The sequence below is a fragment of the Lamprobacter sp. genome (assembly GCF_034860625.1).
Classification (GTDB): domain Bacteria; phylum Pseudomonadota; class Gammaproteobacteria; order Chromatiales; family Chromatiaceae; genus Lamprobacter.
In genome coordinates, this window is the sequence record NZ_JAYESN010000003.1 from 26,220 (window position 1) to 49,339 (window position 23,120).

A 23,120-nucleotide genomic window follows, 5' to 3' on the forward strand; every position below is an offset into this window, starting at 1 on the left:
GATCGACTTCGGGAATGCCTGAGCTCTGGCCGCGATCAGACACTGAGCAGCCGCCATCCGAGCATGAGCACACCACCGCAGCGGCGGTCAGGCTGAGGTTGTGGCGCAAACGCATCGGCCGCGGTCTGTCCGTCCTGCTGATCAGTCTGGCGAGTCTGGTGGTGACGCTGCTGCTGATCGACCTCGGGATCTCGCTCTCCACCCGCTGCTCGATCACCGACCAGCTGGACCAGATGCAGCCTGCCGAAGTCGCGCTCATTCTGGGCACCTCGCGCGGCATCCGAGGTCGACCCAACCCCTTTTACCAGGCGCGTATCGCGGCCGCCGCCGAGCTGTATCACAACGGCAAGGTGCGCGGAATCCTGGTCAGCGGCGACAACGCCACCCGCTACTACAACGAGCCCGTGTCGATGCAGAAGGACTTGATCGCGCTCGGTGTTCCGGCCGACTCCATCACTCTCGATTACGCCGGCTTCCGAACCCTGGACTCGATGGTGCGAGCGAAAGAGGTGTTTGGTCTCGATGAGGTGCTTGTCGTCAGCCAGCGTTTCCACGCGGCGCGCGCAATCTTTCTTGGTCGACAATTTGGCATTGATGCCCGCGGCTACGCTGCAGCCGATCCCAGGCATATCGGCTATCTCAAGGTGCGCACCCGCGAGATCTTGGCCCGTGCGGCGGCTGTGCTCGACGTCCTCACTGGCCAAGGACCACGGTTTCTCGGCGAGCCTGAGATGATTCGTCTGCGCGATGATGCAGAGCCAGCGTTAGACCTGACGCCCAAGCAACCGGACGGCCTGAAGGCCGCCCGATCGCCTGACCACTGAAACGGCAACATAGCTCAATCTTGCATACAACCTTTGACGCGCTTCACTCTCAACACAGAGGCTTCCACCATGCCCTGCTTCGACCCGATTCAGCCGCTAAGCGGCAAGCCGCCAAGGCCACTGCTGCGCAACGCCGGACGCTTCGCGTTCATCGGCTCACTCTGCCTCCTCATCGCCATTGGCCTGGGTGGCTGTAAGCAGGTGAAGAGCTTCCCCTCAGGCGCGAATACGATCAAGGTGCAGCCAGGCGACACCGGCAACTGTGCCCTCTCGCCCTGCCGGGTGCTGTTCGAGATACCGGCCGGCACCGCGGATTATCAGGTGCTCGGCAACCAGGTTGATTTCGGCCGCTACCCGGCTGGCGCGACGGCCAACCTTGGCAACTTCTTCGAGCCGATCGCCATCGAAGTCGTCGGCGCCAATGTGCCCAAGACCTATGTCTATATCCCAGTTGAGTGGTAAAGCGAGACCGCCAGCAGGAGAGCCCTTCGAGGCGGCAAACCTGGGGGCACCGCGACCGCTCCGTCTCAGCTTGGCCCAAACAGCAGCCAGATGATCAAACCAAACACGGGTAACAGTAAGATCAAGACGACCCAGAGCACCTTGCCCAAGGTGCCCGCATTGCTCTGTACGATCTTGATGAAGGCGTACACAACGACGATCAGATGTAACAGGCCGAGTAGGCCGCCAACTTCGATTCCCACCACCGATCTTTCTCCGAGTCGCTAAAGAGCTGACACCATGTCTCAGGCCGTGATCGTCGTCAACCATCGCGCCGGCGCCGGCGGCGAGCAGATCGATACCCTGGCCAGGCGGCTCGGCGATCGACTGCGTGATCAAGGCTGTGATCAACACCAGGATCAAGGCCATGATCAACACCAGGAGGTCATCCTGATCGCGATCGGCCGCCAGGGCGATCAACCAAACGCCTGGACCAAGCATCTGCGGGAGGCGATCGCGAAGGGTGTCGATGGCGTGTTCGTGCTCGGTGGCGATGGCAGCGTGCTCGCGGTCGCCTCGGAGTTGATCAATACCCGCGTTCCGCTCGGCATCATCCCGCTTGGCACCGCCAATCTGCTGGCACGCGACCTTGGCATCCCGCTGAATGCTGAGGAGGCCGTTGACTGTTTGACTGAGGGTTTCAGCGGTCGCTCAGGTCGCTTGAGCGATGGATTAACCGACAGATTGACCGCTGAATCGGCTAACGGATCGGCTAACGGATCGGCTAACGGATCGACTCATGCGTCAGCCCATGGATCGTCCGTGACCGAAACAGCGATTGATGTTGGTTTCGTCAACGGGCAACCGTTTCTTTGTGCCTCGATGATTGGTCTGACGACGCCTCTCGCACGCACACGCGAGGCGGTGCGCGGCCGCGGCTTGTTCCATGCCGCCGTCAGGCTAGTCCGCAAGGCACTCCGATTGCTCTGGCGCTACCCTTATCATCGCTTGCGCATCACCGCCGATGGCCAGGAGTTGAAGGTCAAAACACGCGCCCTGGTGATCACCAACAATCCGATTCGATCGATTGTTCAGCCCTATCTGAGCCGTGAGCGCCTCGACACCGGCAGGCTTGGTCTCTACGGCATTTGCCAGGGCCCACTCTGGGAGTTGCCGCGGCTCGCCCTACGACTTCTGCAAGGCGACTGGGCGGATGATCCGCGCCTCTTTCATCAGCAACCGCAGTCACTGCGGATCGAGACCCGCCGCGAACATTGGCTCGTGGTGATGAATGACGGCGAGCGGCTCCGCCTCAGGACGCCGCTGATCTATCAGCTGCGCCCGGCCGCGCTGCGCGTGCTGAAGCCAGGCCAGGCTGCAGCAACCTGATCAAGGACAATCGCGCGCAGCTCGCCGTGCAGCCGTGGCTGTGGTCTGGTGATGGCTTCAGGCCTCACCGTTAAACCTAATGCCCATGGCGCGGCGCCACCGCGGCAGATGAATCGCGTGAGTAAACCTTGAGGCTGCATCGATAAAGGCGGTTTTGGCGCCACCAGATCGGTTGGCAGGCGCAGCGCCTATGCTAACCTGAGTGTTTTCGGCAGCGCGCCACCGCAGAGCGCCGAGGTAGAGGCAGTATGGCAGTGCGTACCTTCGACAGCATCGTGATCGGCACCGGCCCCGCCGGCGAGGGCGCGGCGATGAAGCTGGCCAAGGCCAACCAGCGCGTCGCGGTGATCGAGGCCTATGACAAGGTCGGCGGTGGCTGCACGCATTGGGGCACCATCCCGAGCAAGGCCCTGCGGCACTCGATCCAGATGCTCGCCGACTATCGCCGCAACCCACTGTTTCAGCATACGCGGGATCAGGTCGAGGTCGAGTTCCCAGACCTGTTGCGTGCCGCCGACTCGGTGATCGACCATCAGGTGCGCACCCGCTATCGCTACTACCAGCGCAATCGGGTCGAACTGCTGTTTGGCCATGCCCGCTTCGTCGACCCACATCGGGTTCAGGTCCAGCGCCCGGACGGGGTAACCGAGCTGATCGAAGCCGAGCATCTCGTCATCGCCACCGGCTCCCGCCCCTATCATCCACCGGATGTCGATTTCAGCCATCCCCGCATCCACGACAGCGACTCGATCCTCAAGCTGGCGCATACCCCGCGCAGCCTCACCATCTACGGCGCCGGCGTCATCGGCTGCGAATATGCCTCGATCATGGCCTGTCTCGACGTCAAGGTGAACCTGGTCGACACCCGCGAGCGCCTGCTCTCGTTCCTCGACAACGAGATCACCGACGCGCTGAGCTACCATCTGCGCGAGCAAGGCGTGGTGATCCGCCACAACGAGAGCTACGAGCGCGTCGAGCCGAGCGACGACGGCGTCGTGCTGCACTGCAACTCGGGCAAGAAGCTCAAGACCGACGCCCTGCTCTGGGCCAACGGGCGCAGCGGCAACACCGAGGATTTGGGCCTGGAGGCGATTGGCCTGGAGCCAAACAAGCGCGGCCAGATCGAGGTTGATAAATCTTATCGCACCGAGCTGGAGCACATCTTCGCGGTCGGCGATGTCGCCGGTCCGCCGGCACTGGCCAGCGCCAGTTACGACCAGGGCCGCTTCGTCGGTGCGGTGATCGCCGACGGCAACTGCGATTGGTCGCTGATCGATGAGTTCCCCACCGGCATCTATACGGTGCCTGAGATCAGCTCAATCGGGCGTACCGAACACGAACTGACCGCCGAAAAGATCCCTTACGAGGTCGCCCAGGCCCACTTCAAGAGCATTGCCCGCGCCCAGATCACCGACCACACCGTCGGCATGCTGAAGCTGCTGTTCCACAGCGAGACCAAGGCCATCCTCGGCATCCACTGCTTTGGCGAGCAGGCCTCGGAGATCGTCCACATCGGCCAGGCGATCATGTCGCAGCCGGGCAGTGCCAATAGCATCGAATACTTCGCCGAGACCACCTTCAACTACCCGACCATGGCGGAGGCCTATCGGGTCGCTGCCCTGAACGGGCTCAATCGGTTGTTCTGACGATGACGCAGCTCCTGAGTCTATCGCGCGCGGCGCGGCTCGCCGGGGTGACCCGAGCCGAGATCCAGAAGCGCATCCGCCAAGGCGAGATGCAGACCTTCGAGGGCCAGGTCGCGATCAGCGATCTGCTGCATGTCTATCCCAGCGTCAGCTTGGAGAAAACCGGCGATCTCGAGCGGGTCGAGCAGATCAAGGCCGATGCCTTGCCGCGCAGCCATGACGAAGATACCCGCTTACCGAGCCAAGAGGTCCTGGTCAGCCGCATCCGCTCGCTGGCCAAGGCGTTGGTGCAGCGCATCGCCCGCGTTGATAAGCTCGAAGCCTTGATGGATGAGATCGAGCAGCGACTCGACGCGCTTGCAGGCGGAGAGATAAAACCCGCGCAAGCGCGGGCTCAGACCCGAACGCAGGCCCAATCGCAGGCACAGGAGCTGAAGACTTGGCTCCGCGAGCGTCGCGCCGCCCTCGGCGAAGAGGCGGTTGAAGCCGCACAGACTCAGTTACTGGCGAAAGACACCTTTCTACGCATCATGTCAGCAAGCGTGAAGATGATCCCGTCCGGACACGAATTTTTCGTCGACGGCAATGAATCCATCCTCGAGGCTGCGGTGCGCTCTGGCCTGCGCCTGAACTACGGCTGCGCCAATGGCAACTGCGGCGAATGCAAGGTGCGCCTGGTCAGCGGCGAGGTCTATCGGATTCGCGAGCACGACTATGTGCTCAGCGAGCGTGAGAAGCAACTCGGCTACCTGCTCAGCTGTTCCCACACCGCGGTGACCGACATCCAGCTCGAAGCCGCCGAAGCGCACTCGCCCGCTGACCTGCCAGAGCAGGAGATCCAGGCGCAGATCCGCAAGTTGGAGCCCCAGGGCGATGGGCTCATGCTGGTGCATGTGCAGACCCCACGCACCAACACGCTGCGTTTTATGGCAGGGCAGCGTGCGCGACTCAGGCTTGCGGATGGGGTCGAGCAGGAGCTACCCATCGCCAGTTGCCCTTGCAACGGGCGCAATCTGCTGTTTTCGGTTCGGCCTGGTAGCAATGCCTTCAGCACAGCAGTATTCGAGCGGCTTAGACCACGAGATCCAGTCACCCTCACCGGTCCCTACGGCGACTTCGTGCTCGCCGAGGACGCGACCGAGCCGGCGGTATTCATTGCGCTCGACGACGGAATCGCGCCCGTCAAGAGCCTGATCGAGCATGCCGTCTCCATCGACAGCATCGAGGCCTTTCATCTGTACTGGTCAGTCCCTGCGATGCAGATGCACTATCACCAGCCTTGGTGTCGCGCGCTGCGCGACACGCTCGACAATTTCGCCTACACACCCCTAGTCGAGGCGGCCTGCGCCGATCTGTTGGCCCTGCTGGAATCCGATCTTGAGGATCTCGCGACGGCGCGCTATTACGTCGCCGGTCCAACCAGCGCCATAACCGCGGTTGCCGAAGCCCTACTGAAGGCAGGCATCCCCAAGGAGCGCATCGCGAGCGAAGGGCTCGATTGAAGGCTCAAGACCCCAATCAGGATTTGGCGGCCGTTTGCCGCTTCAGGTTATCTCAGGCTGCTGCGCTGTTGAGTGATCGGTTCTGGCGCGGCGGCAGGAATACGGTCCCCTTGCCGAAGCGATTGATGGCCTCGTTGCGCACCCAACTCGGCGCATCGGCATAAAAACGCACATAGGTAAAACCGCAATCGCCATGCTCGATGCTGGCGACCCACTCGCTGAAGCTGCTGTTCTGGTTCATGGTCACTCCATTTTGGCCACTTTATAGGACGTTTTCGTCACCTTCCCGTGACGCCCTTGGCCTGTTCTTGTTGCTTTATCGATCCTGAGATCGACCCTTAGTTTGGCGGTCGTCGGTTCTTCATCGCCATGCCCTAGATGGGGCATGAACCGATGAATTACCCTGGAGAGCACAGATCGGTCTCACCATGTCTTGACTGTACAGCCAACCCAAATCCGCATGCAACTTCTGTTCCGACGATGCACCACAACCGATTGAGCCTGCTGTCCTGCCTCACAGCCTAGCAGGGCGCCTATGCTGTCTTCAGCAACAGGCGGCGTTGGTAGAGCACACCGCCACCGATAACAGCGGCAAGCCAGACATGATCCTCGCACTCAAGGGCAACCGAGCGCCGCCTGGCTCGATCACCAGGACGTCGTCAGTGAGGCGCCGCAGATCCTCCCTTGAACATTCATCGCCAATGGAGTGAAAACGAAACAACCGCCCGGCATCAGATAGCCGAACGGGGCGGCTTAGGCGGCAAGCTCAACCAGATGCTGTTGCTTGAACTGCTGACGCTGTTCCGGGTCCGCCGGATCAAAGCCATTGGCCGCCATTTTTTCGATGAGCCAGTTCGGCATCCGACCACGGGTATAGACATTGTCCGGGTTATCCGGGTCCGCGTAGCCTGTATAGCTGGCGCTTGCAACGGCTGTACGCTTAGTGCCGCGTTGCTTTTTTCCACCCGCACGACCAATGATCAGCTCAGCAATCTCGCCAACCTCATAGCCCCGATCAAGGATCAGCTGCTTCACCTCCGCTACCAAGGCCAAGGCTTCCGCTTTGTGACGAAGCTCTAACGCTTGGTGAAGCTGTTGTTGCTCCTGGGCGACCTGATCGAGCTGGGCCTGAATTTCCTCTGCGCTGAGTTGTTCGTAATGGTTCATCAGTGATACCTCAATGCCTGTTTTTTCATCATGAATCCCGAGCTGCAGTTCGCAACGCTCAGGCACAGAGGCAATGATTCCTTTTCCTCACTGGAATTTCAAGGGTATTAGCAGAAACGAGCCCAGAAATCGCCCAATCAGCTCATTTTACCCCCGAATGCCAGGCTCAATGACCTGCTGAATACGCGTTCACCCTGAATGAAGAGTCAACTGAGAAGGCCTTCAAGGCCGTGGCAGCTCACGCAGCACAGCGGTGACTACACCGAGGATCTCGACCGCATCGGACGTAAAACGCAATGGCGCCATTTCGGCATTGGCGGGCTGAAGCCGGATATGATGAGCATCACGATAGAAGCGTTTGACGGTAGCCCGCTCGCCTTCGATGAGAGCAATGACAATGGCGCCGTTGTCGGCAAAGACCTTAGGCTGAATCAAGATCAGATCCCCGTCCTCGATCTGGTCCTCGGTCATCGAGTCACCACGGACACGTAGGGCAAATTGCGCCAGACGGGCAAGGCGCACGGGAACCTCAACCCAGTCCGGGTCCTCGATCGCCTCTAGCGGCAAACCGGCGCTGACGCGCCCAAGCAATGGCAAAGCACAGATCGGCTCAGCATGCGGGTCGATGACCTCAATGGCCTGATCGAGTCGAGACGGGCTGAGGTGCTGGATCAGCAAGCCTTGCTCAACCATGCCTAGCCCTGCAGGTCTTGGTGATGGCCACCCCCCGAGCGGTCAATCTTTAGGCAGCGGATCAGGCACTTGATGCGTCAGCGCTGGTCGCATTGCTCAAGAGAGCGATCCCCATCAAGCGTCAAAAAGATTATAAGTCATTGATTTAAAATGGTGCGCGAGGGGGGACTCGAACCCCCACGGGATTACCCACTGGAACCTAAATCCAGCGCGTCTACCAATTCCGCCACCCGCGCTTGAGGCCAGGGCAACGCCCAAGGGCTCATTAGCCTACCCTCGCGATCCCAGACCTGGGCGCTCACCTCAGATGACAGTTTAACGGTTTTCTCGACCTCGGGTCATCTGAAGTCGCAGGATCGTGGTGCGCGCTGAGGCGTCACAGTTAAGACTTGCTTTTTTACCACGAACGTAGGATGGTCTTGCGCTGATTTTCACCTGGATTTTCACCTGGATTTTAACTTGGAGCGCGAGATGAACATGTTGCGTTGGTTGTGCGTTGTCGCAATCGCTTTGGCGATGACTGGCTGTATCAAGGTCGACCAAACCCTAACCCTCCATCAGGATGGCTCAGGAACCCTCGACATGCGCTACGGGATGTCGGAGCAGGCGATCGCCCAGGTCGAGGCGATGGAGAAGATGGGACAAGCGATGCAAGAGGGAGGCGGCGAAGGCTTGGATATGGAGGCGGACAGACCCTTCGATCTCGATTTCGATGAGAACAAGGTCCGTGAAGAGTTCGCAGCGAAAGGGCTCGAAGGGGTTGAGCTCGTCTCTGCCACGTCCGAGACCATCGATGGCTGGCGCTACATGGAGATCAAGGTCAGCTTCGAGCATCTTGCCGCGCTCAAGCAGACGGACTACTTCGATGGCAGCGAGTTGTCACTCTCCAAGGACGCCGAGGGCAACTATGTACTCACCCAACGCAGTACCGATCATGAGAGCAGCGGCGAGGCTGAGGAGACGGACCCGCAAATGCTCGAGCAGATGGCAGCAATGTTCGCCGGTATGCACATCGCAAACCGGGTCGTGGTCCCCACCGAGATCGTCGAGACGAATGCAACGGAAATCGATGGTCGCTCAGCCGCCTGGATCTACGACATCGAACAAGATCCGACGATCCTTAACCAGCTTCAGAACTTCGACATGCGTGTTGTGTTCTCGAGTCAAGGCGCTTCGATCGCCATACCCTGACCGATAACGAGCAGCTCAAGCTGCTCCGCCCAGTTGCCACGCCCAGCTGACCTGCTCCCCCGGTCTCACGCGGCGTCCGAAAGGCGCCGCTAGACCGAACTGGAGCAGATCAGGTAGCTGCGGACATCGGGCCTGACCATTAGCTCTGATCATCGGACGTCTTGATGACGTCAAGCTCAGTTTCTACCGGCAGCCTTCGTATCCAAAGATCAAGTTCACCGAGCTCATTCGGCAATGCCTCAGTGGCTTGCTGCGCAGCGGCCTGATCCCTGTGTAGGCTGTGGATCAACACGAACCAAGGTCGACCCCGAAAACGCTCCTCTCGGACATAAACCTCGCTCGGCAACGGGCTACGCTCGATGAAATCGTCCAACAGTTCACGGCGGTAGAAGCCAATGAGTTGCAGCGCGAAGGGACGATTGGCGACAGCGATGCGCGCAGGGCTCGGAAGGATCAACGCCGGCGAGGCAACTTCAGAAGCGCCTGCATCAACCTTAGCCTGCATGGCGTCAATCGGCTCTGGCTCCTGCTCTGGCGCTGGCTCCGGCTCCTGCCCTGACGCTGGCTCCTGCTCTGGCTCGTCTTCACCCAACCAACGTGGGCGAACCGCAGGAGACGACAGCTCACGCGCTAGGCGCTGGTAGTCACGATCAACCTCAGCCAACCGATGTTCGATGAGCGCGTCCGCCACGTCATCGGCTGGCTGGCCATTCATTGCCTGATCGCCCGGCGGCACAGGCTCAAGCCCCGCAGACTCAGGGATCGTCGTCTCTGGCGGAGATGGCTCTGGCGGCAGAGGCTTCGCTGCCCGCCCAGGCAGCGGCACAATCGTTGTCGCGTCTGCCGAGCTGCCAGTTGGCTTGATCTCGTCAATATCGACCATCAGCTCGCCGAGACGCTCGCGTAACGCCAGGATCTGGCCCTCTAGATCTTGGGTCAGAGCCTTGAATGTCGCCGTCTCGAGGGTTTCGACATCCCTTGAAGAGGACGGCCTGACCTCGGAACGCGCGTCAGCAAGGGCGTCATCGCCAGTCACCGCCCCTGCGCCGTCCGCGACGTTGATCTCGTGCGCCTGTTCCACCATCTCATGGCCATCGGCCAATCCTGCGCTCCCGGCTCTAACTGCGCCCCCTGCACCCCCTGCGTTACCTGCATTTGCCTTGATGTTCGCGATCTGCTGCCGCAGCTGTTCAAGATTTACCCCGCTATGCCCCTGCATCCGCTGAGCCTGAACCTGAATAAAGCCGATCGAAACGGCCGTCAAGAGTATCATCAGACCAGCGACCAGCCCCAATCCCAAGCGTTGGCGCTTGGCCAGAGTCGCAAGCTCTCTGCGCAGCATTTCGGAGGCTCGATGCATCTGCGTGGCGCTCCGCCGTCGCTCGTCGTCGATCGCCACGATGCGCTCGACAAGCGAGTTTTGCATCGCTTCAATACGCGGGTCCAATCGACGCTGAGCACAGCCAGCGTCAGCGTCAGGCATAGGAGGGCAGCCCTCAGAGGCATCGTGGTGTAGAAACCCCGCGATGTCCGCGGGACGCACTGATTTGGGATCAGACGGGTAAACCATCAGCTTATGTTCGTTGTATCCGCCCCTGAACGCCGTCCATCATCAATCAGTCTGGTGCCGATGCCAAGTCCCCGGTGCAGGGTGCTAAGCTCGTCGGATCTCCTGAAAGGACTGACGCAAGTCAAGATTGACTCGCGTCAATACCTGAAAGATCGGCTCTGACCAACATCATATGATGGTCGTTTTTCATCGTTTCAGAACCAATCGATACGATGTCTAATGCGCAACCGCATTGACCGACGCCCTGCGGCGGCGCTACCCCCTTGACTCGGGGCACAACACCGACTGACTCACCTCACGAGGATCTTCGATGGATTTAGCAGACAAAACCGCGCTGGTCACTGGCGCCAACTCTGGACTCGGCATGGCGGTCTCGCGTGCGCTTGCCGCTAGAGGCGCGCGCGTGCTGATGGTGGCGCGGGACTCAGCGCGAGGCAAACAGGCCCTCGAGGAACTCAAGGCGGCAACCGGAAACGATCAACTCGAGCTCCTCATCGCCGACCTGAAATCCCAGGCCCAGGTTCGCAAGCTCGCCAAAGAGGTGGCTGAGAAAGCGCCGACGCTCGACATCTTGGTCAACAACGCAGCCACCGCCTATCCGAAGTATTGCGTCAGCGAAGATGGCATCGAATGCACCCTCGCGGTCAATCACTTGGCGCCTTTCCTGCTCACAAACCTCCTGCTCGATCAGCTCAAGGCGGCTGCACCTTCGCGAATCATCAACATCGGAACCCGCATTAACGACGCCATGGAGCTCGGCGACCTGAACTGGGAAGGCCGCTCATTCAAAATGATGCGCGCCTATGTCGAATCAAAGCTCGGCATGCTCCACTTCACACGCCAGTTGGCAAAACGGATCACAGGGACCGGCGTGACCGTCAATTGCGTCTTCCCAGGCGTCTTTAAGTCCAATCTCGGCGGCACCGACGGCGCACAGGGCCTGTTCTGGAAATCCGTCAGCCTGCTTCTCGGCTGGGCGCTTGCACAGCCCGAGCAAGCCGCAGAGCGGGTCATGTACCTGATCGAATCGCCGGACGTCGGCGGCGTCAGCGGCGAGTATTTCGGCGATTGCCGCATCATCTCGCTGCCAGCCCAAGCCCGCGATCCCGCTGCCAATGCCCGCGTCTGGGAGATCAGCGAGCGCCTAGTCAACCTCGACGAGGCCTAATGAGTCAGGACCGCGCTCGCCCCAGCGAATAGCCGAAAGAAGTTCTCTGTCGTTCGTTCTGCAAGCGCCTCGACCGACAGCCCTCGCAGCTCGGCGACCTGCGCCGCAACATGGGACAGGAAGCCTGGCTCGTTCTTCTTTCCTCGGTGCGGCACCGGCGCCAGGTAGGGCGAGTCGGTTTCGATCAACAAACGCTCCAGCGGCACCGCGCGTGCGACCTCGCGCAGGCTGGCGGCGTTTTTAAAGGTCAAGATGCCCGAGAACGAGATGTAGAAGCCGAGGTCAAGCGCTTGCTGCGCCATCTCCCAGGTCTCGGTGAAGCAGTGCATGACGCCGCCTGCAGCATCGGCACCAGCCTCGCGCATCACCGCAATCGTATCGGTGCGCGCGTCCCGCGTATGAATGATCAAAGGTTTTGCGAGCCTCCGAGCGACCTGGATGTGTACCCTAAATCGCTCGCGCTGCCAATCCAAATCACCCTCATTGTAGTGATAATCGAGTCCAGTCTCGCCGATCGCCACCACCTCGGGATCAGCGCCAAGCTGAAGTAAGGTTTCGAGCGAAGGTTCATCAGCGCCGGGCTCGTTCGGATGCACGCCGACGGAGACCGAGACGTTCGGATAAGGACTCACCAGACGACGCATCGCATCGTAGTGCTCCAGATCGATGCAGACGCAGAGCATGTGTCGAACGCCCTCTTCGCCAGCGCGCGCGAGCATTGCGCCGAAATCGCCGTTGTATGGGGCTAGATCAACGCGATCGAGATGACAGTGAGAATCAACAAACATAAGAAGCCAACAGAAATCTAGAGACGAGACAGCCACGCAAGCCTGCCCCGCCGGTGATTGCGTGGATCAACAGCATTGCGCGGATCAACAAAGGTTTACCAACAACCAATCACCAACAACCGATCACATGGTATGAGTTGAACGCTGCGCATCAGCGCCACTGGGCAGATACTGCTCGAATTTGTGTCGGATAGCATTCTTTTCCTGCTCCTTGAACTGGATACCGACACCCGCCGCACGGTTGCCTTCTGCGCCTACAGGCGTTACCCACACCACCTGGCCCGCAACCGGGATGCGATCAGGCTCGTCCAATAACTGCACCAGCAAAAAAAGCTCATCACCAAGCTGATAAGGGTGACTCGTCGGGACGAAGAGACCGCCATTCTTGACGAACGGCATATAGGCCGCATGCAAAGCACGTCGATCCTTGATCACCAGACTTAGGATACGACGACGCCCCTCGGGCTGCTGGCCGGTTAGCGGTGATTGCGCGATGGGAACCTCCTCCTGAAATGCTTCGCACGAGCCTGCTCGTGCTGCAACGAACAGCAGTTAGGCAACATTTAGATAACAACGCTGGTCAGCCGAGCCCAGTGCACTAAGAGGGCCTCGAACAGCATTTGCTTATTGACAGGCGCATCGATGGACAACCTTGCCTGCAATAGCCTCTGCAACAACCGATGCCCAGCAACCGGCTCAATCTGCCCGGCCAGGATCGTCAGCGATCGGCGCTGCCCAAGATGAATCATCCGCGTGCTGCTTGGATCAACCGAGAGTCGCAACAGGTCGGTGAGCCCATCGATCATCGCCGCCAGTGCGACCGAGGGCTCCAATCCCTGCCAATCATGGGCAACGGCCAGTGGATCATGTTCTCCACGGGCGATGCCAATGATCGCTTCCAACAAATCTTGGCGCCGTTCCAAGGCACCGGATTCCGCAAGCGCCAATGCCCGAAAGGGGGCACCCTGCGCCAACGCCAGAGATTGCTCGACCCGATTGCGGCTTGAATGGGCTTTGATATCGGCCTCCGCCCTGGCTGGAACCTGTCGCGCGAGGCTTCTCTCAAGCCAAGGCAACGCCTGCGCCGCAGGGGGAATGGTCAAGCTGATCTGCTGACAGCGGCTTCGAATCGTCTGGCTCAAACGCTGCGGATGCTCGGTGATCAGTATCCAAACGGTTGAGTCAACGGGCTCCTCCAGGGTCTTCAGAAGACTGTTCGCTGCAAACAGGTTCATCGCATCTGCAGGAACAACCACAAGGACTTTCGTCGCGCCTCGCATGGGGGTCAAGGTCTCGCGACCGCAGAGTTGACGAACCTGCTCGGCACGAATCTCTCCGCTAGCCCCATCCGTCTCAGGCGCTAGCACAAAACGATCCGGATGGTGACCGGCATCCAGAAGCGCACAATCGGCACAGGCCCCACAGGGCCGTTCATCCGCGCTGGAGGCAGTACACAGCAGCAGGCGCGCCAGATGATCAGCCAACAGACCCTTGCCAATCCCTAATGGCCCGGTCAGCAGCAAGGCCTGACCCAGCCGGGATTGCCGATGCGCACCTAACAACCGTTGCCAGGTCGCCTCTAGCCAAGGCGGTATCGGCGCTAAAGACCTTGTCGCTGAGCTGGGCGGATTCATCGACTCAAGACGCCAGCAAGCAGGCGCCTGGCAACGCAAGCCTTCACCTCAGCGGCAACCGCCTCCTCAGTTTGATCGGCTCGGATCAGGCAGACCCGATCAGCTGATCGCTCGGCAATCTCTCGATAGGCCGTTCGCACACGCTCGAAAAAGGCCAGATCCTCAGCCTCGAAGCGATCTGGCGAAGAACGCTGTCTGGCGCGAGCCAAACCCTGAGCCACCGGCAGGTCCAACAAGAGGGTCAGATCGGGCTGCAGTCCGCGCTGCACAAAACGCTCCAACACCTCGATCCGCGACCGTTCCAAGCCTCGTCCGCCACCCTGGTAGGCATAGGTGGCATCGGTGAAACGGTCGCAGACCACCCAGCGCCCTGCCGCAAGTGCAGGTTCGATACACCGCGCCAGATGATCCGCGCGCGCGGCAAAGACGAGCAATAGCTCGGCGTCGATACTAAGCCCAACGTTTGCTGAATCGAGCAGCAGCCCTCGCATCCGCTCCGCTGCCGCCGTTCCGCCCGGCTCGCGGGTGACGAGCGGATCAACCCCCTGCTCTTGGAGCCAAGCGACTAAACGCCTGAGCTGGGTGGTCTTGCCTGCGCCCTCACCCCCCTCAAGCGTGATGAAGCGGCCAGGGTGGGCGCCGGACTGGGCCGACAGCAGGCCATCGTCTGATCTCCAATCGGTGTTCATCAAGGTCGATCCTGCCGCCGATCTTGAATCATGTCGCAGCGCCCACCGAGCTGGTACTTGCGCACTGCACAATTGTGCTCCTTGAGCGTTGCCGAAAAATGATGGCTCCCATCGCCGCGCGAAACAAAATAGAGGGCATCACCCGCCGCTGGATTCAACGCCGCATGAAGAGCCTCGCGCCCTGGCAGGGCAATCGGCGTCGGCGGTAGGCCATCGATCACATAGGTGTTATAGGCTGTTGCCTGACGAAGATCCTGTCGACGGATATTGCCATCGTAGTCATCGCCCATGCCGTAGATCACGGTTGGATCAGTCTGTAGCCGCATACCCCGCCGAAGCCGACGGACGAACACTCCAGCGATGTCCGGGCGTTCCGTGGCAAGCCCGGTCTCTTTCTCGATGATCGAGGCTAGGATCAATGCTTCATAAGGGGTTTCAATCGGCAAGTCATCCAGGCGCTGCCCCCATTCTTCATTCAGCACCTGCTTCATTCGCGCATGGGCGCGCTTCAGCACCGCGACGTCGGTGCTGTCGCGCGTCACCAGATAGGTATCCGGAAAGAGCCAGCCCTCTGGATGCGCATCCTCGATACCAATGCGTTGCATCACTTCAGCATCTGACAAGCCCGCCAGTTCCAGCGTCAAGACCTCATGAGTGCTAAGGCTATCGAGCGCATCGCGGAAGGTCCAACCCTCGATCAGGGTGACTGGATACTGGACCGAGCGTCCGCTCGCAAACAGCCGCAACAGGTCCCGCGGGCGCATACCCTGAACGATTGCGTACTCGCCGGCCTTGATCTGGCTCTGCAAGCGCTCCTGATACGCGAGGGCGATGAAGAAGTAGGGATCACCGATCAGCCCTTCATCGGCGAGGCGCGCGGCCAAGTCTCGCAGACGCGTCCCTGGTCGGATCTCGAACAACCGTTGATCCGACTGCTCGTCGCGGTCAGCAACCAACGCTGACTCAAGCTCAAGGGCAGTCCGATCTTGTGCATCCGAACGGACGACACGCTCAACCGGAGTGGCCAAGAAGCGCTGATACTCGAACAAGAGCACGCCGACAAGGATCACGCCGACCAAGAGCAAAGACAAGAGGCCAGCAAAAAAGGCTCTCACCAATCAGACTCCGGTTGCATCAGCCGCGTTTGAACCTGCTCGATCAGAGGCCAAGGCAGTCCGGAGAGATCAACCTCTTGGCCCTCAAAGGACCGGATCGGCCAAATCCCAACGAGCGCATTCGTCAACAAGGCCCCTTGTGCCCTGAGCAGATCATCAAGCCCGAGCCGCCGCTCTCGCACCTGGTAACCGGACGCGACCGCGATACGCAACAGCTGAGCCCGTGCCGTCCCGGCCACCCCACAGCGATCGATCAATGGCGTCTCGAGACCCACATCGGTGATCAAAATGAGGTTGCTCATGGTACCGCAGACCAAGGCGCCTTCGGCATCGAGCATCAATCCCTCATCGATCCCCGGATCAGCCCATTCCGCGCGCGCGAGAACCTGCTCGAGTCGATTGAGGTGCTTGAGTCCGGCAAGCTGAGGATTCAGGCCGAGCCGGGTATCGCAAAGCCGGACCTGAACGCCTTGCTCAGTTCGGGGGTCGCGGCTCGGATCAGTCATCGCATGGCCCTGATCGTCGAGCCTCTCGTCGACAAAGAGGATGCGTGTCGGCTGCGGCTGCGCCGGGAGACGATAGCCGCGCGCGGAGGGTCCGCGCGTGATGATCATCTTAAGTGTTCCGACCTCGACGCCTTCGACAAGCCGGGCCGCCTCTGCTTTCAGCCGAGCAGGCGATGGCAGCGGTAAGCGCAGCCGCGCGGCACCAAGCGCAAGACGGTCAAGATGATCGAGCCAGCAGCAGGGCCGACCGGAGCGCACAGCAATGGTCTCGAAAAGACCGTCGCCATAGGACAGCCCGCGGTCCCGGCTATCGACATCGGCCCGCGCCTCGCCATTGATCAGGCAACGCCACCGGCTAGGCGGCACTGCCGAGCCGGTGGCCGCTGCTCCAAGCAGAGGTCCCGCAGGGCTAGACTCGCTTAAAGACGAGGGTGCCGTTGGTGCCACCAAAGCCGAACGAGTTGCTCAGGGCCACGTCGATCTTCATCTCGCGCGCCGTATTTGGCACATAGTCCAGATCACAGTCCGGGTCCGGCGTCTCGTAGTTGATGGTTGGCGGCGCCACCTGATCGCGCATGGCGAGCACAGTGAAGATCGCTTCAGCGCCACCAGCGGCTCCAAGCATGTGGCCGGTCATCGATTTCGTCGAACTCACCGCGAGCTGATAAGCAGCGTCACCAAAGGCGCGTTTGATCCCCTTGGTCTCAGCGATATCACCGGCTGGCGTGGAGGTACCATGCGCGTTGATATAGTCAACCGCTGATTTGTCGAGGCCAGCATCCGCCAGTGCCATCAGCATGCAATCGCTTGCACCCTCACCCGTCTGCGAGGGCGCGGTCATGTGATAAGCATCGGAATTCATGCCAACGCCGACGATCTCGGCATAGATGCGCGCTCCGCGGGCCTTCGCGTACTCGTACTCTTCCAACATCATCACGCCAGCGCCATCGCTCAACACGAAGCCATCACGGTTCTTATCAAACGGACGGCTAGCCCCCTGCGGATCGTCGTTGCGTGTCGAAAGTGCACGCGCAGCCGCAAAGCCGCCGAGTCCGACCGGCGAGGTGGCCATCTCGGCGCCACCGGCCAGCATCGCATCGACCACGCCGTGGCGAATCATGAATGCCGCATCGCCGATATTGTGAGTGGCCGTACTACAGGCAGAAACGATCGAGTAGTTAGGACCTTTGAGCCCGTACTTGATCGAGAGATCGCCAGCAACCATGTTGACGATATTCGCGGGTACGAAGAAGGGCGAGATCTTGCGCGGACCACCCTCGAGATAGGCTCCGTAGTTGTTCTCGATCCCAGTAATGCCACCGATGCCTGAGCCAATGACCACGCCAATGCGACGACAGTTCTCCTCAGTGACCTCAAGGCCCGAGTCTTCAATCGCCTGGGTACCGGCGGCGATGCCGTAGTGGATAAAGGCGTCCATCTTACGCGACTCTTTCTTGGTCACGTACTGGGTCACGTCGAACCCATAAATCGGGCCACCGAAGCGGCTGCTAAAGGGGCTCACGTCGAAGTGGGTGATTGGTTGTATCCCACTACGTCCCGCGAGGATGCTATCCCAAGCGGACGGAATGTCGAGCCCCACCGGCGCCACGATACCGAGCCCGGTGATGACTACCCTTCTGCCTGACATGAATTACCCCTCAAATCTAGTTAGCCTGCCAAACCGCCAAACGCCGCAGGCTCAACGCCGGGTGCTTCAGAGGTATCGACCTCAACCCGGCCCAGGAGCCCTTAAAGATCACTGCTGACCGACTCCGGCTTGCGCCGGACCATCAGGGCTTCAGGATCAACCAAGATGGGCGTTGACGTAGTCGACGGCCTCTTTAACCTTAGTGATCTTCTCGGCATCCTCATCTGGAATCTCGGTCTCGAACTCTTCCTCGAGTGCCATGACAAGCTCGACCGTGTCCAATGAGTCAGCGCCCAAGTCGTCAACGAACGACGCATCCATGGTTACTTCTTCTTCCTTGACGCCGAGCTGCTCGACGACGATCTTGCGCACCCGCTCTTCAACGCTACTCATGATTGGTAAACCCTCAGGATGTAAAGACACGTCACCTTCTCAAGGAGAGGCCGCGCCATTTTAGAGACAAATACTGACGGGCGAAAGCTTAATCGACACTCAGCCACCCCGCCCAACAACCGCGATTTGCGATGTTCAATCAGCGGTGTCATTCAGACCATGAGCATTCCGCCATTGACATGAATACTTTGGCCCGTGATATACGCAGCCGTCGGCATCGCCAAGAAGGCGACCGCCGCCGCGATCTCTTGCGGAGCGCCGAGTCGGCCGAGTGGGATGCTTGCGAGCAGTGCTTCGCGATGCGCTTCCGGCAGCTCGCGCGTCATATCGGTATCGATGAAACCAGGCGCGACCACATTCACGGTGATGCCGCGAGGGCCCAGCTCACGTGCCAACGATTTGCTAAACCCGATCAGTCCCGCCTTGGAGGCCGCGTAGTTACATTGCCCAGCGTTACCACTCACAGCCACCACCGAGCTGACATTGATGATCCGACCATGGCGTGCCTTCGTCATCGACCGCGCACAGGCCTTGCAGAGGCGAAAGGCAGAGGTCAGGTTGGTGTCCAGGATCGCGTCCCATTCGGCCTCTTTCATGCGCATGAGCAGATTGTCACGCGTAATGCCGGCGTTATTGACCAAGATCGACGGCTTTGCCCCGAACTGTTCCTCGACCGCCGCCAATACGGCATCGACCGAGGTCTGCTGGGTCACATCCAAACAGACACCCATACCACCGGTTGTACCGGCCAAGCGCTCGGTGATTCGAGCCGCGCCGCCTTCGGTCGTGGCAGTGCCGGCCACCTTCGCACCAAGACGCAACAATTCGTCAGCAATCGCGGCACCAATACCGCGGCTGGCACCAGTCACCAGTGCAATCTCACCGTCAAGAATGGAATCAGACATTCGCGCTAGCCTCGAGTGCGGTCGCCAACCCTTCCGGATCAAAGACCGGTAAGGTCGTCAGGCGTTTATCGATTCGTTTTCCAAGCCCAGTCAGAACCTTGCCAGGCCCTGCCTCGATCGCGAGCTGAACACCACGGTCGGCAATGCTGCACACAGTCTCGACCCATCGCACCGGGCTGAACAATTGCTCCGCCAGTCGCTGCCGGATCATCGCCGGCGCCTCCGCCATCTCCACCGTGACATTATGGATCACTGGAATCGACGGCACATGCAGCTCCACCTGATCCAGCTGAACCGCTAGCTCAGCAGCCGCTTCGCGCATCAGTGCACAATGCGAGGGGACGCTCACCGGCAAGAGCACCGCCCGCTTCGCGCCCGCTGCCTTAGAGGCATCAATCGCCCGCTGCACGGCTTCGCGCTGACCCGCAATCACGACCTGCCCAGGCGCGTTAAAGTTGACCGGCTCCAACACCTGCCCTGCTGCCTGCGACCGACAGAGCTCGGCCACCGCATCATCCTCTAATCCGAGCAGCGCCGCCATCGCTCCGGCCTCCTCAGGGACCGCCGCCTGCATCAAGCGCGCACGCTCGGCAACCAGACGCAGCGCATCTTCGAAGGTCAGGACGCCAGCACAAGACAGCGCACTGTACTCGCCTAAACTATGCCCCGCCATGACCGAAGGCATTGCACCACCCTGTTCGCGCCAGACTCGCCAGACCGCAACGCCGGCCGCAAGCATCACTGGCTGGGTATTCAGGGTCTGGTCAAGCGCGTCTTTTGGCCCATCCTGAGACAGTGTCCAGAGATCTCGCCCAAGCACTTGCGAGGCTTCCTCGAAGGTGGCCTCAACCTGCGGAAAGGCGGCCGCTAGCTCAGCCAGCATGCCGGGCGCCTGCGAGCCTTGTCCGGGAAACAGAAAAGCGGGATGCGTGGTCATCAGCAGCTCCAAAAATCAGTAGCGCAGCAACGCCGAGCCCCAGGTAAAGCCACCGCCGAAGGCCTCCATCAGCACGATCTGGCCGCGCTGAATACGTCCATCGCGGACCGCCTGATCAAAGGCCAGCGGAATGGATGCGGCCGAGGTATTACCATGCTCGCCCACCGTCACCACCACCTGCTCCATCGCAAGATCGAGCTTGCGTGCCGTCGCCTTGATGATGCGCAGATTGGCCTGATGCGGGACGAGCCAATCGATATCGGCCCGGGTCATGTTGTTCGCCGCCAGGGTCTCGTCGACAATCGCCCCAAGCGTGGTCACCGCCACACGGAAGACCTCGTTGCCCTTCATCTGCATATAGGGTGAGCCATTGCCACCATTACCAATACCGGCGGGCACCTGCAGCAGCTCGCGATAGGCGCCATCCGCATGCAAGTGGGTCGAGATGATCCCCGGCTCGTGGGCAGCGCCGATCACGACCGCGCCAGCGCCGTCACCAAACAGTACACAGGTGCCGCGGTCAGTCCAGTCGATGATGCGTGAGAGCGTCTCGGCGCCGACAACCAAGGCACGCTCAGCGCTGCCGGTCCGGATGAACTTTTCGGCCACGGCAAGCGCATAGATGAAGCCAGTGCAGACAGCCTGAACATCGAAGGCGGGGCAGCCATGACTGTCCAAGCGCTCCTGCAGTAGACAGGCACTGCTTGGAAAGGTCTGATCTGGGGTGGTCGTCGCCACCACGATCAGATCAAGCTCGGAAGCCTTGATCCCAGCCGCCGCTAAAGCCGCCTGCGCGGCGCGCTCAGCGAGATCGACGCAGGTCTCGTCGTCAGCAGCGATAAAGCGCTGGCGTATACCGGTTCGCTCACGAATCCAGGTGTCGGAGGTATCGACCAGTCGCTCGAGATCCTGGTTGGTCACGACCTTGGCGGGCAAGGCGCTGCCGGTCCCGAGGATCTGGGTAAAGCGGCTCACGCCGACACCCCGGCTGTCAGCAACCTCAAGGCCCTCGCCTCACCGAGATGCGCATCAACCTCACGCTCGATGCGCGCAATCACACCAGAGCGCACCTCCTGATCGGCAATCCGCAACGCGTGCTCGAACGCAAGGGCATCAGCACCACCATGGCTCTTGATCACGATGCCTCGCAAACCGAGCAGGCTCGCCCCGTTATAACGGCGTGGGTCAACCTCGGCCCGGAAGCCACGTAGCACGGGCAGCGCCGCTAGACCTGACAAGCGACTGAGCCAGTTTCGCCGAAAACGCCGCTTGAGCATCTGGGCGATGAGCTTGGCAACACCTTCGCTCGCCTTCAGCGCGACATTGCCAACGAAACCGTCCGAGACAACGACATCAACATCACCGAGGTAGACATCATCGCCTTCGACATAACCGACATAGTTCAGCGAGCTCGCCGCCAGCAGCTCATGGGCGGCGCGAACCTGGTCATTGCCTTTGATCTCCTCTGCGCCGATGTTGAGCAGCCCGACCCTGGGCATCGGCAGACCTTGAACCGCGCGCACCAGCTCGCTGCCCATCACTGCAAACTGGAACAGATGCTCAGCGGTGCAATCGACGTTGGCCCCCAGATCGAGCATGTGGGTCTGCCCCTTGAGGGCTGGAATCGCAGTAATGATCGCCGGACGGTCAATATGCGGAAGGGTCTTCAGGACAAATCGCGCCGTCGCCATCAGCGCGCCCGTATTGCCCGCGCTCACACAGGCATCGGCCTCGCCATGTTTGACGAGATCGATGGCCACTCGCATCGAGGAATCCTTCTTGCCTCGCAAGGCCTTTGACGGCAGTTCATCCATCGCCACTTCCTGCGACGCATGGTGAATACGGATGCGAGCATCGCGCGTCGCTGAGCTGGGCAGGTGTTCGGCAATCGCCTCTTCCCTGCCAACCAAAATGAGCTGGCAATGCTGGCGTTCCGTGAGGAAGCGCAGCGCGGCCGGAACCACGACACTTGGGCCATGATCCCCGCCCATGGCATCCAACGCGAGGGTCTGTCGAACAGCCAAGTCGGTGTCTCCTAATCGATGAAGCCCGTTCGCAAACGCGACGGATGCCCGAGGACTCGGCTCGTCAAAGCGCGACTGCCTACAAAAGAATGCCAGTCGAGACCTTCTGGCTCGGCGCGATGCCTCAGTCTTCCTTATCCACAACCTTGCGGCCGCGGTAAAACCCGTCCGGGGTGACATGATGGCGACGATGGATCTCACCGGTGGTGCTGTCTTCCGACAGCGTTGGGCGAGAGAGCGCATCGTGGGAGCGACGCATTCCGCGCTTAGAAGGGGTCTTACGATTTTGTTGAACGGCCATTTCGATCTCCGCGTAGGTCGCGTTTAGTCCTGACGCTCAGGGTCGTCACGTGTTGTTTTCAGTACGGCCAGGCCCGCGAACGGATGCCGAGAAGCCGCTGCCACCGGCGATGCCTTGATCTGCTCTATCGGTGCTTGTGCATCCTTCGCAAGCGACCCTGGTGGCTGGCATTCACCTTCCTGGTGCCGCGGAATCGCGGGAACAGCCAGGACAAGCTCATCTTCGATCAGATCAGCAGGTCGCATCAGCCGATCTTCAACCAACCAGGGCTCATACTGGGACGGTAGTGCGTTGGCTTCATCCAGGCCGCTCACGAGCGCGAGACTCACGTCGGCATCGACAGCAAGCTCGTAACGCTCAAAGCAACGCTGACAGCGCAAAGACAGGCTAGCGGCAACTGAGCCCCTTGCTGTCGCTCGCCCATCCGAATCTGAGCCGAACTCAAAGCGATAGCGGACAGAGCCGCCACCAGGCCCCTCATCCATTGAATGCCTCTCTTTGCCCTCGGCGCACCAGAGCAACTGCGCTAACCTGGGAAAGCGCCGGAGGGGCATCTCACCCTCAAAGGTTGCACGCTGCGCAACGGCTT

The 23,120-nt window shown here is 60.5% G+C and carries 27 protein-coding genes and 1 tRNA gene; 8 read left to right on the forward strand and 20 right to left on the reverse strand.

The window, feature by feature from the left end:
• Positions 1-14 precede the first annotated feature (14 nt).
• Positions 15-824, forward strand: coding sequence for a SanA/YdcF family protein (locus tag VBE63_RS01255; protein ID WP_323681175.1), 810 nt, complete (start codon positions 15-17; stop codon positions 822-824).
• Between the two features lie 69 nt (positions 825-893).
• Positions 894-1,286, forward strand: a complete 393-nt coding sequence (locus VBE63_RS01260) for a hypothetical protein (RefSeq protein WP_323681176.1) — start codon at positions 894-896, stop codon at positions 1,284-1,286.
• A 65-nt stretch (positions 1,287-1,351) separates the two neighbouring features.
• On the opposite strand, the gene VBE63_RS01265 is transcribed toward VBE63_RS01260, so the two are convergent.
• Positions 1,352-1,528, reverse strand: coding sequence for a PLDc N-terminal domain-containing protein (locus VBE63_RS01265; protein WP_200240104.1), 177 nt, complete (start codon positions 1,526-1,528; stop codon positions 1,352-1,354).
• Between the two features lie 37 nt (positions 1,529-1,565).
• Between VBE63_RS01265 and VBE63_RS01270 the strand changes: the two genes are divergently transcribed.
• From VBE63_RS01270 to VBE63_RS01280, 3 genes are all read left to right on the forward strand, one after another.
• Complete coding sequence (locus VBE63_RS01270) at positions 1,566-2,654, forward strand: diacylglycerol/lipid kinase family protein (RefSeq protein ID WP_323681177.1); 1,089 nt, start codon at positions 1,566-1,568, stop codon at positions 2,652-2,654.
• Positions 2,655-2,902: 248 nt separating this feature from the next.
• Positions 2,903-4,300, forward strand: a complete 1,398-nt coding sequence (gene sthA, locus VBE63_RS01275; RefSeq protein WP_323681178.1) for a Si-specific NAD(P)(+) transhydrogenase — start codon at positions 2,903-2,905, stop codon at positions 4,298-4,300.
• A 2-nt stretch (positions 4,301-4,302) separates the two neighbouring features.
• On the forward strand, positions 4,303-5,802 hold the full coding sequence (locus VBE63_RS01280) for a 2Fe-2S iron-sulfur cluster-binding protein (protein WP_323681179.1): 1,500 nt from the start codon (positions 4,303-4,305) through the stop codon (positions 5,800-5,802).
• A 52-nt stretch (positions 5,803-5,854) separates the two neighbouring features.
• On the opposite strand, the gene VBE63_RS01285 is transcribed toward VBE63_RS01280, so the two are convergent.
• The 4 genes from VBE63_RS01285 to VBE63_RS01300 form a co-directional block, all read right to left on the reverse strand.
• Positions 5,855-6,043 (reverse strand): hypothetical protein, encoded by a 189-nt coding sequence (locus tag VBE63_RS01285; protein WP_323681180.1) that lies wholly within the window; start codon positions 6,041-6,043, stop codon positions 5,855-5,857.
• Between the two features lie 512 nt (positions 6,044-6,555).
• Positions 6,556-6,969 carry an H-NS histone family protein gene (locus tag VBE63_RS01290; RefSeq protein ID WP_323681181.1) on the reverse strand — a complete coding sequence of 138 codons (414 nt, stop codon included), beginning with the start codon at positions 6,967-6,969 and terminating at the stop codon, positions 6,556-6,558.
• Between the two features lie 222 nt (positions 6,970-7,191).
• Positions 7,192-7,662: a LexA family transcriptional regulator gene (locus VBE63_RS01295; protein WP_323681182.1), complete on the reverse strand. Its 471-nt coding sequence runs from the start codon at positions 7,660-7,662 to the stop codon at positions 7,192-7,194.
• Positions 7,663-7,813: 151 nt separating this feature from the next.
• A tRNA-Leu gene (locus VBE63_RS01300) sits at positions 7,814-7,898 on the reverse strand.
• A 235-nt stretch (positions 7,899-8,133) separates the two neighbouring features.
• Here VBE63_RS01300 and VBE63_RS01305 point away from each other — a divergent pair.
• Positions 8,134-8,853 carry a hypothetical protein gene (locus VBE63_RS01305; protein WP_323681183.1) on the forward strand — a complete coding sequence of 240 codons (720 nt, stop codon included), beginning with the start codon at positions 8,134-8,136 and terminating at the stop codon, positions 8,851-8,853.
• Positions 8,854-8,992: 139 nt separating this feature from the next.
• On the opposite strand, the gene VBE63_RS01310 is transcribed toward VBE63_RS01305, so the two are convergent.
• Positions 8,993-9,955 (reverse strand): hypothetical protein, encoded by a 963-nt coding sequence (locus VBE63_RS01310; RefSeq protein WP_323681184.1) that lies wholly within the window; start codon positions 9,953-9,955, stop codon positions 8,993-8,995.
• Here VBE63_RS01310 and VBE63_RS01315 point away from each other — a divergent pair.
• Positions 9,941-10,369, forward strand: a complete 429-nt coding sequence (locus tag VBE63_RS01315) for a hypothetical protein (RefSeq protein ID WP_323681185.1) — start codon at positions 9,941-9,943, stop codon at positions 10,367-10,369. The two genes, VBE63_RS01310 and VBE63_RS01315, sit on opposite strands and share 15 nt — an antisense overlap.
• Positions 10,370-10,733: 364 nt before the next feature.
• Positions 10,734-11,591 (forward strand): SDR family NAD(P)-dependent oxidoreductase, encoded by an 858-nt coding sequence (locus tag VBE63_RS01320; protein WP_323681186.1) that lies wholly within the window; start codon positions 10,734-10,736, stop codon positions 11,589-11,591.
• On the opposite strand, the gene VBE63_RS01325 is transcribed toward VBE63_RS01320, so the two are convergent.
• From VBE63_RS01325 to VBE63_RS01390, 14 genes are all read right to left on the reverse strand, one after another.
• Entirely contained in the window at positions 11,588-12,379 is a 792-nt protein-coding gene (locus tag VBE63_RS01325) for a TatD family hydrolase (protein ID WP_323681187.1), read from the reverse strand. The genes VBE63_RS01320 and VBE63_RS01325 overlap by 4 nt on opposite strands.
• A gap of 123 nt (positions 12,380-12,502) precedes the next feature.
• Positions 12,503-12,814, reverse strand: a complete 312-nt coding sequence (locus tag VBE63_RS01330) for a PilZ domain-containing protein (protein ID WP_323681188.1) — start codon at positions 12,812-12,814, stop codon at positions 12,503-12,505.
• Between the two features lie 128 nt (positions 12,815-12,942).
• On the reverse strand, positions 12,943-14,013 hold the full coding sequence (holB, locus tag VBE63_RS01335) for a DNA polymerase III subunit delta' (protein ID WP_323681189.1): 1,071 nt from the start codon (positions 14,011-14,013) through the stop codon (positions 12,943-12,945).
• Entirely contained in the window at positions 14,010-14,702 is a 693-nt protein-coding gene (tmk, locus tag VBE63_RS01340) for a dTMP kinase (protein ID WP_323681190.1), read from the reverse strand. Before tmk ends, holB begins: the two co-directional genes overlap by 4 nt.
• The gene (gene mltG, locus VBE63_RS01345; RefSeq protein ID WP_323681191.1) at positions 14,702-15,817 is read right to left on the reverse strand and encodes an endolytic transglycosylase MltG; all 1,116 of its coding nucleotides are present in this window, start codon (positions 15,815-15,817) and stop codon (positions 14,702-14,704) included. The genes tmk and mltG overlap by 1 nt, the downstream gene beginning before the upstream one ends.
• On the reverse strand, positions 15,814-16,689 hold the full coding sequence (gene pabC, locus VBE63_RS01350) for an aminodeoxychorismate lyase (RefSeq protein ID WP_323681192.1): 876 nt from the start codon (positions 16,687-16,689) through the stop codon (positions 15,814-15,816). Before pabC ends, mltG begins: the two co-directional genes overlap by 4 nt.
• 43 nt (positions 16,690-16,732) lie before the next feature.
• Positions 16,733-17,971 carry a beta-ketoacyl-ACP synthase II gene (fabF, locus tag VBE63_RS01355; protein WP_323681193.1) on the reverse strand — a complete coding sequence of 413 codons (1,239 nt, stop codon included), beginning with the start codon at positions 17,969-17,971 and terminating at the stop codon, positions 16,733-16,735.
• A gap of 156 nt (positions 17,972-18,127) precedes the next feature.
• On the reverse strand, positions 18,128-18,364 hold the full coding sequence (gene acpP / locus VBE63_RS01360) for an acyl carrier protein (RefSeq protein ID WP_200240133.1): 237 nt from the start codon (positions 18,362-18,364) through the stop codon (positions 18,128-18,130).
• Positions 18,365-18,516: 152 nt separating this feature from the next.
• Positions 18,517-19,269, reverse strand: coding sequence for a 3-oxoacyl-ACP reductase FabG (gene fabG, locus VBE63_RS01365; protein ID WP_323681194.1), 753 nt, complete (start codon positions 19,267-19,269; stop codon positions 18,517-18,519).
• Positions 19,262-20,206 carry an ACP S-malonyltransferase gene (gene fabD / locus VBE63_RS01370; protein WP_323681195.1) on the reverse strand — a complete coding sequence of 315 codons (945 nt, stop codon included), beginning with the start codon at positions 20,204-20,206 and terminating at the stop codon, positions 19,262-19,264. Before fabD ends, fabG begins: the two co-directional genes overlap by 8 nt.
• A gap of 15 nt (positions 20,207-20,221) precedes the next feature.
• Positions 20,222-21,181, reverse strand: coding sequence for a beta-ketoacyl-ACP synthase III (locus VBE63_RS01375; protein WP_323681196.1), 960 nt, complete (start codon positions 21,179-21,181; stop codon positions 20,222-20,224).
• The gene (plsX, locus tag VBE63_RS01380; RefSeq protein WP_323681197.1) at positions 21,178-22,230 is read right to left on the reverse strand and encodes a phosphate acyltransferase PlsX; all 1,053 of its coding nucleotides are present in this window, start codon (positions 22,228-22,230) and stop codon (positions 21,178-21,180) included. The genes VBE63_RS01375 and plsX overlap by 4 nt, the downstream gene beginning before the upstream one ends.
• 124 nt (positions 22,231-22,354) lie before the next feature.
• A complete protein-coding gene (gene rpmF / locus VBE63_RS01385) occupies positions 22,355-22,531 on the reverse strand; it encodes a 50S ribosomal protein L32 (RefSeq protein ID WP_323681198.1) in 177 nt (58 codons plus the stop codon).
• Between the two features lie 23 nt (positions 22,532-22,554).
• Entirely contained in the window at positions 22,555-23,085 is a 531-nt protein-coding gene (locus VBE63_RS01390) for a YceD family protein (RefSeq protein ID WP_323681199.1), read from the reverse strand.
• Between the last annotated feature and the right edge of the window lie 35 nt (positions 23,086-23,120).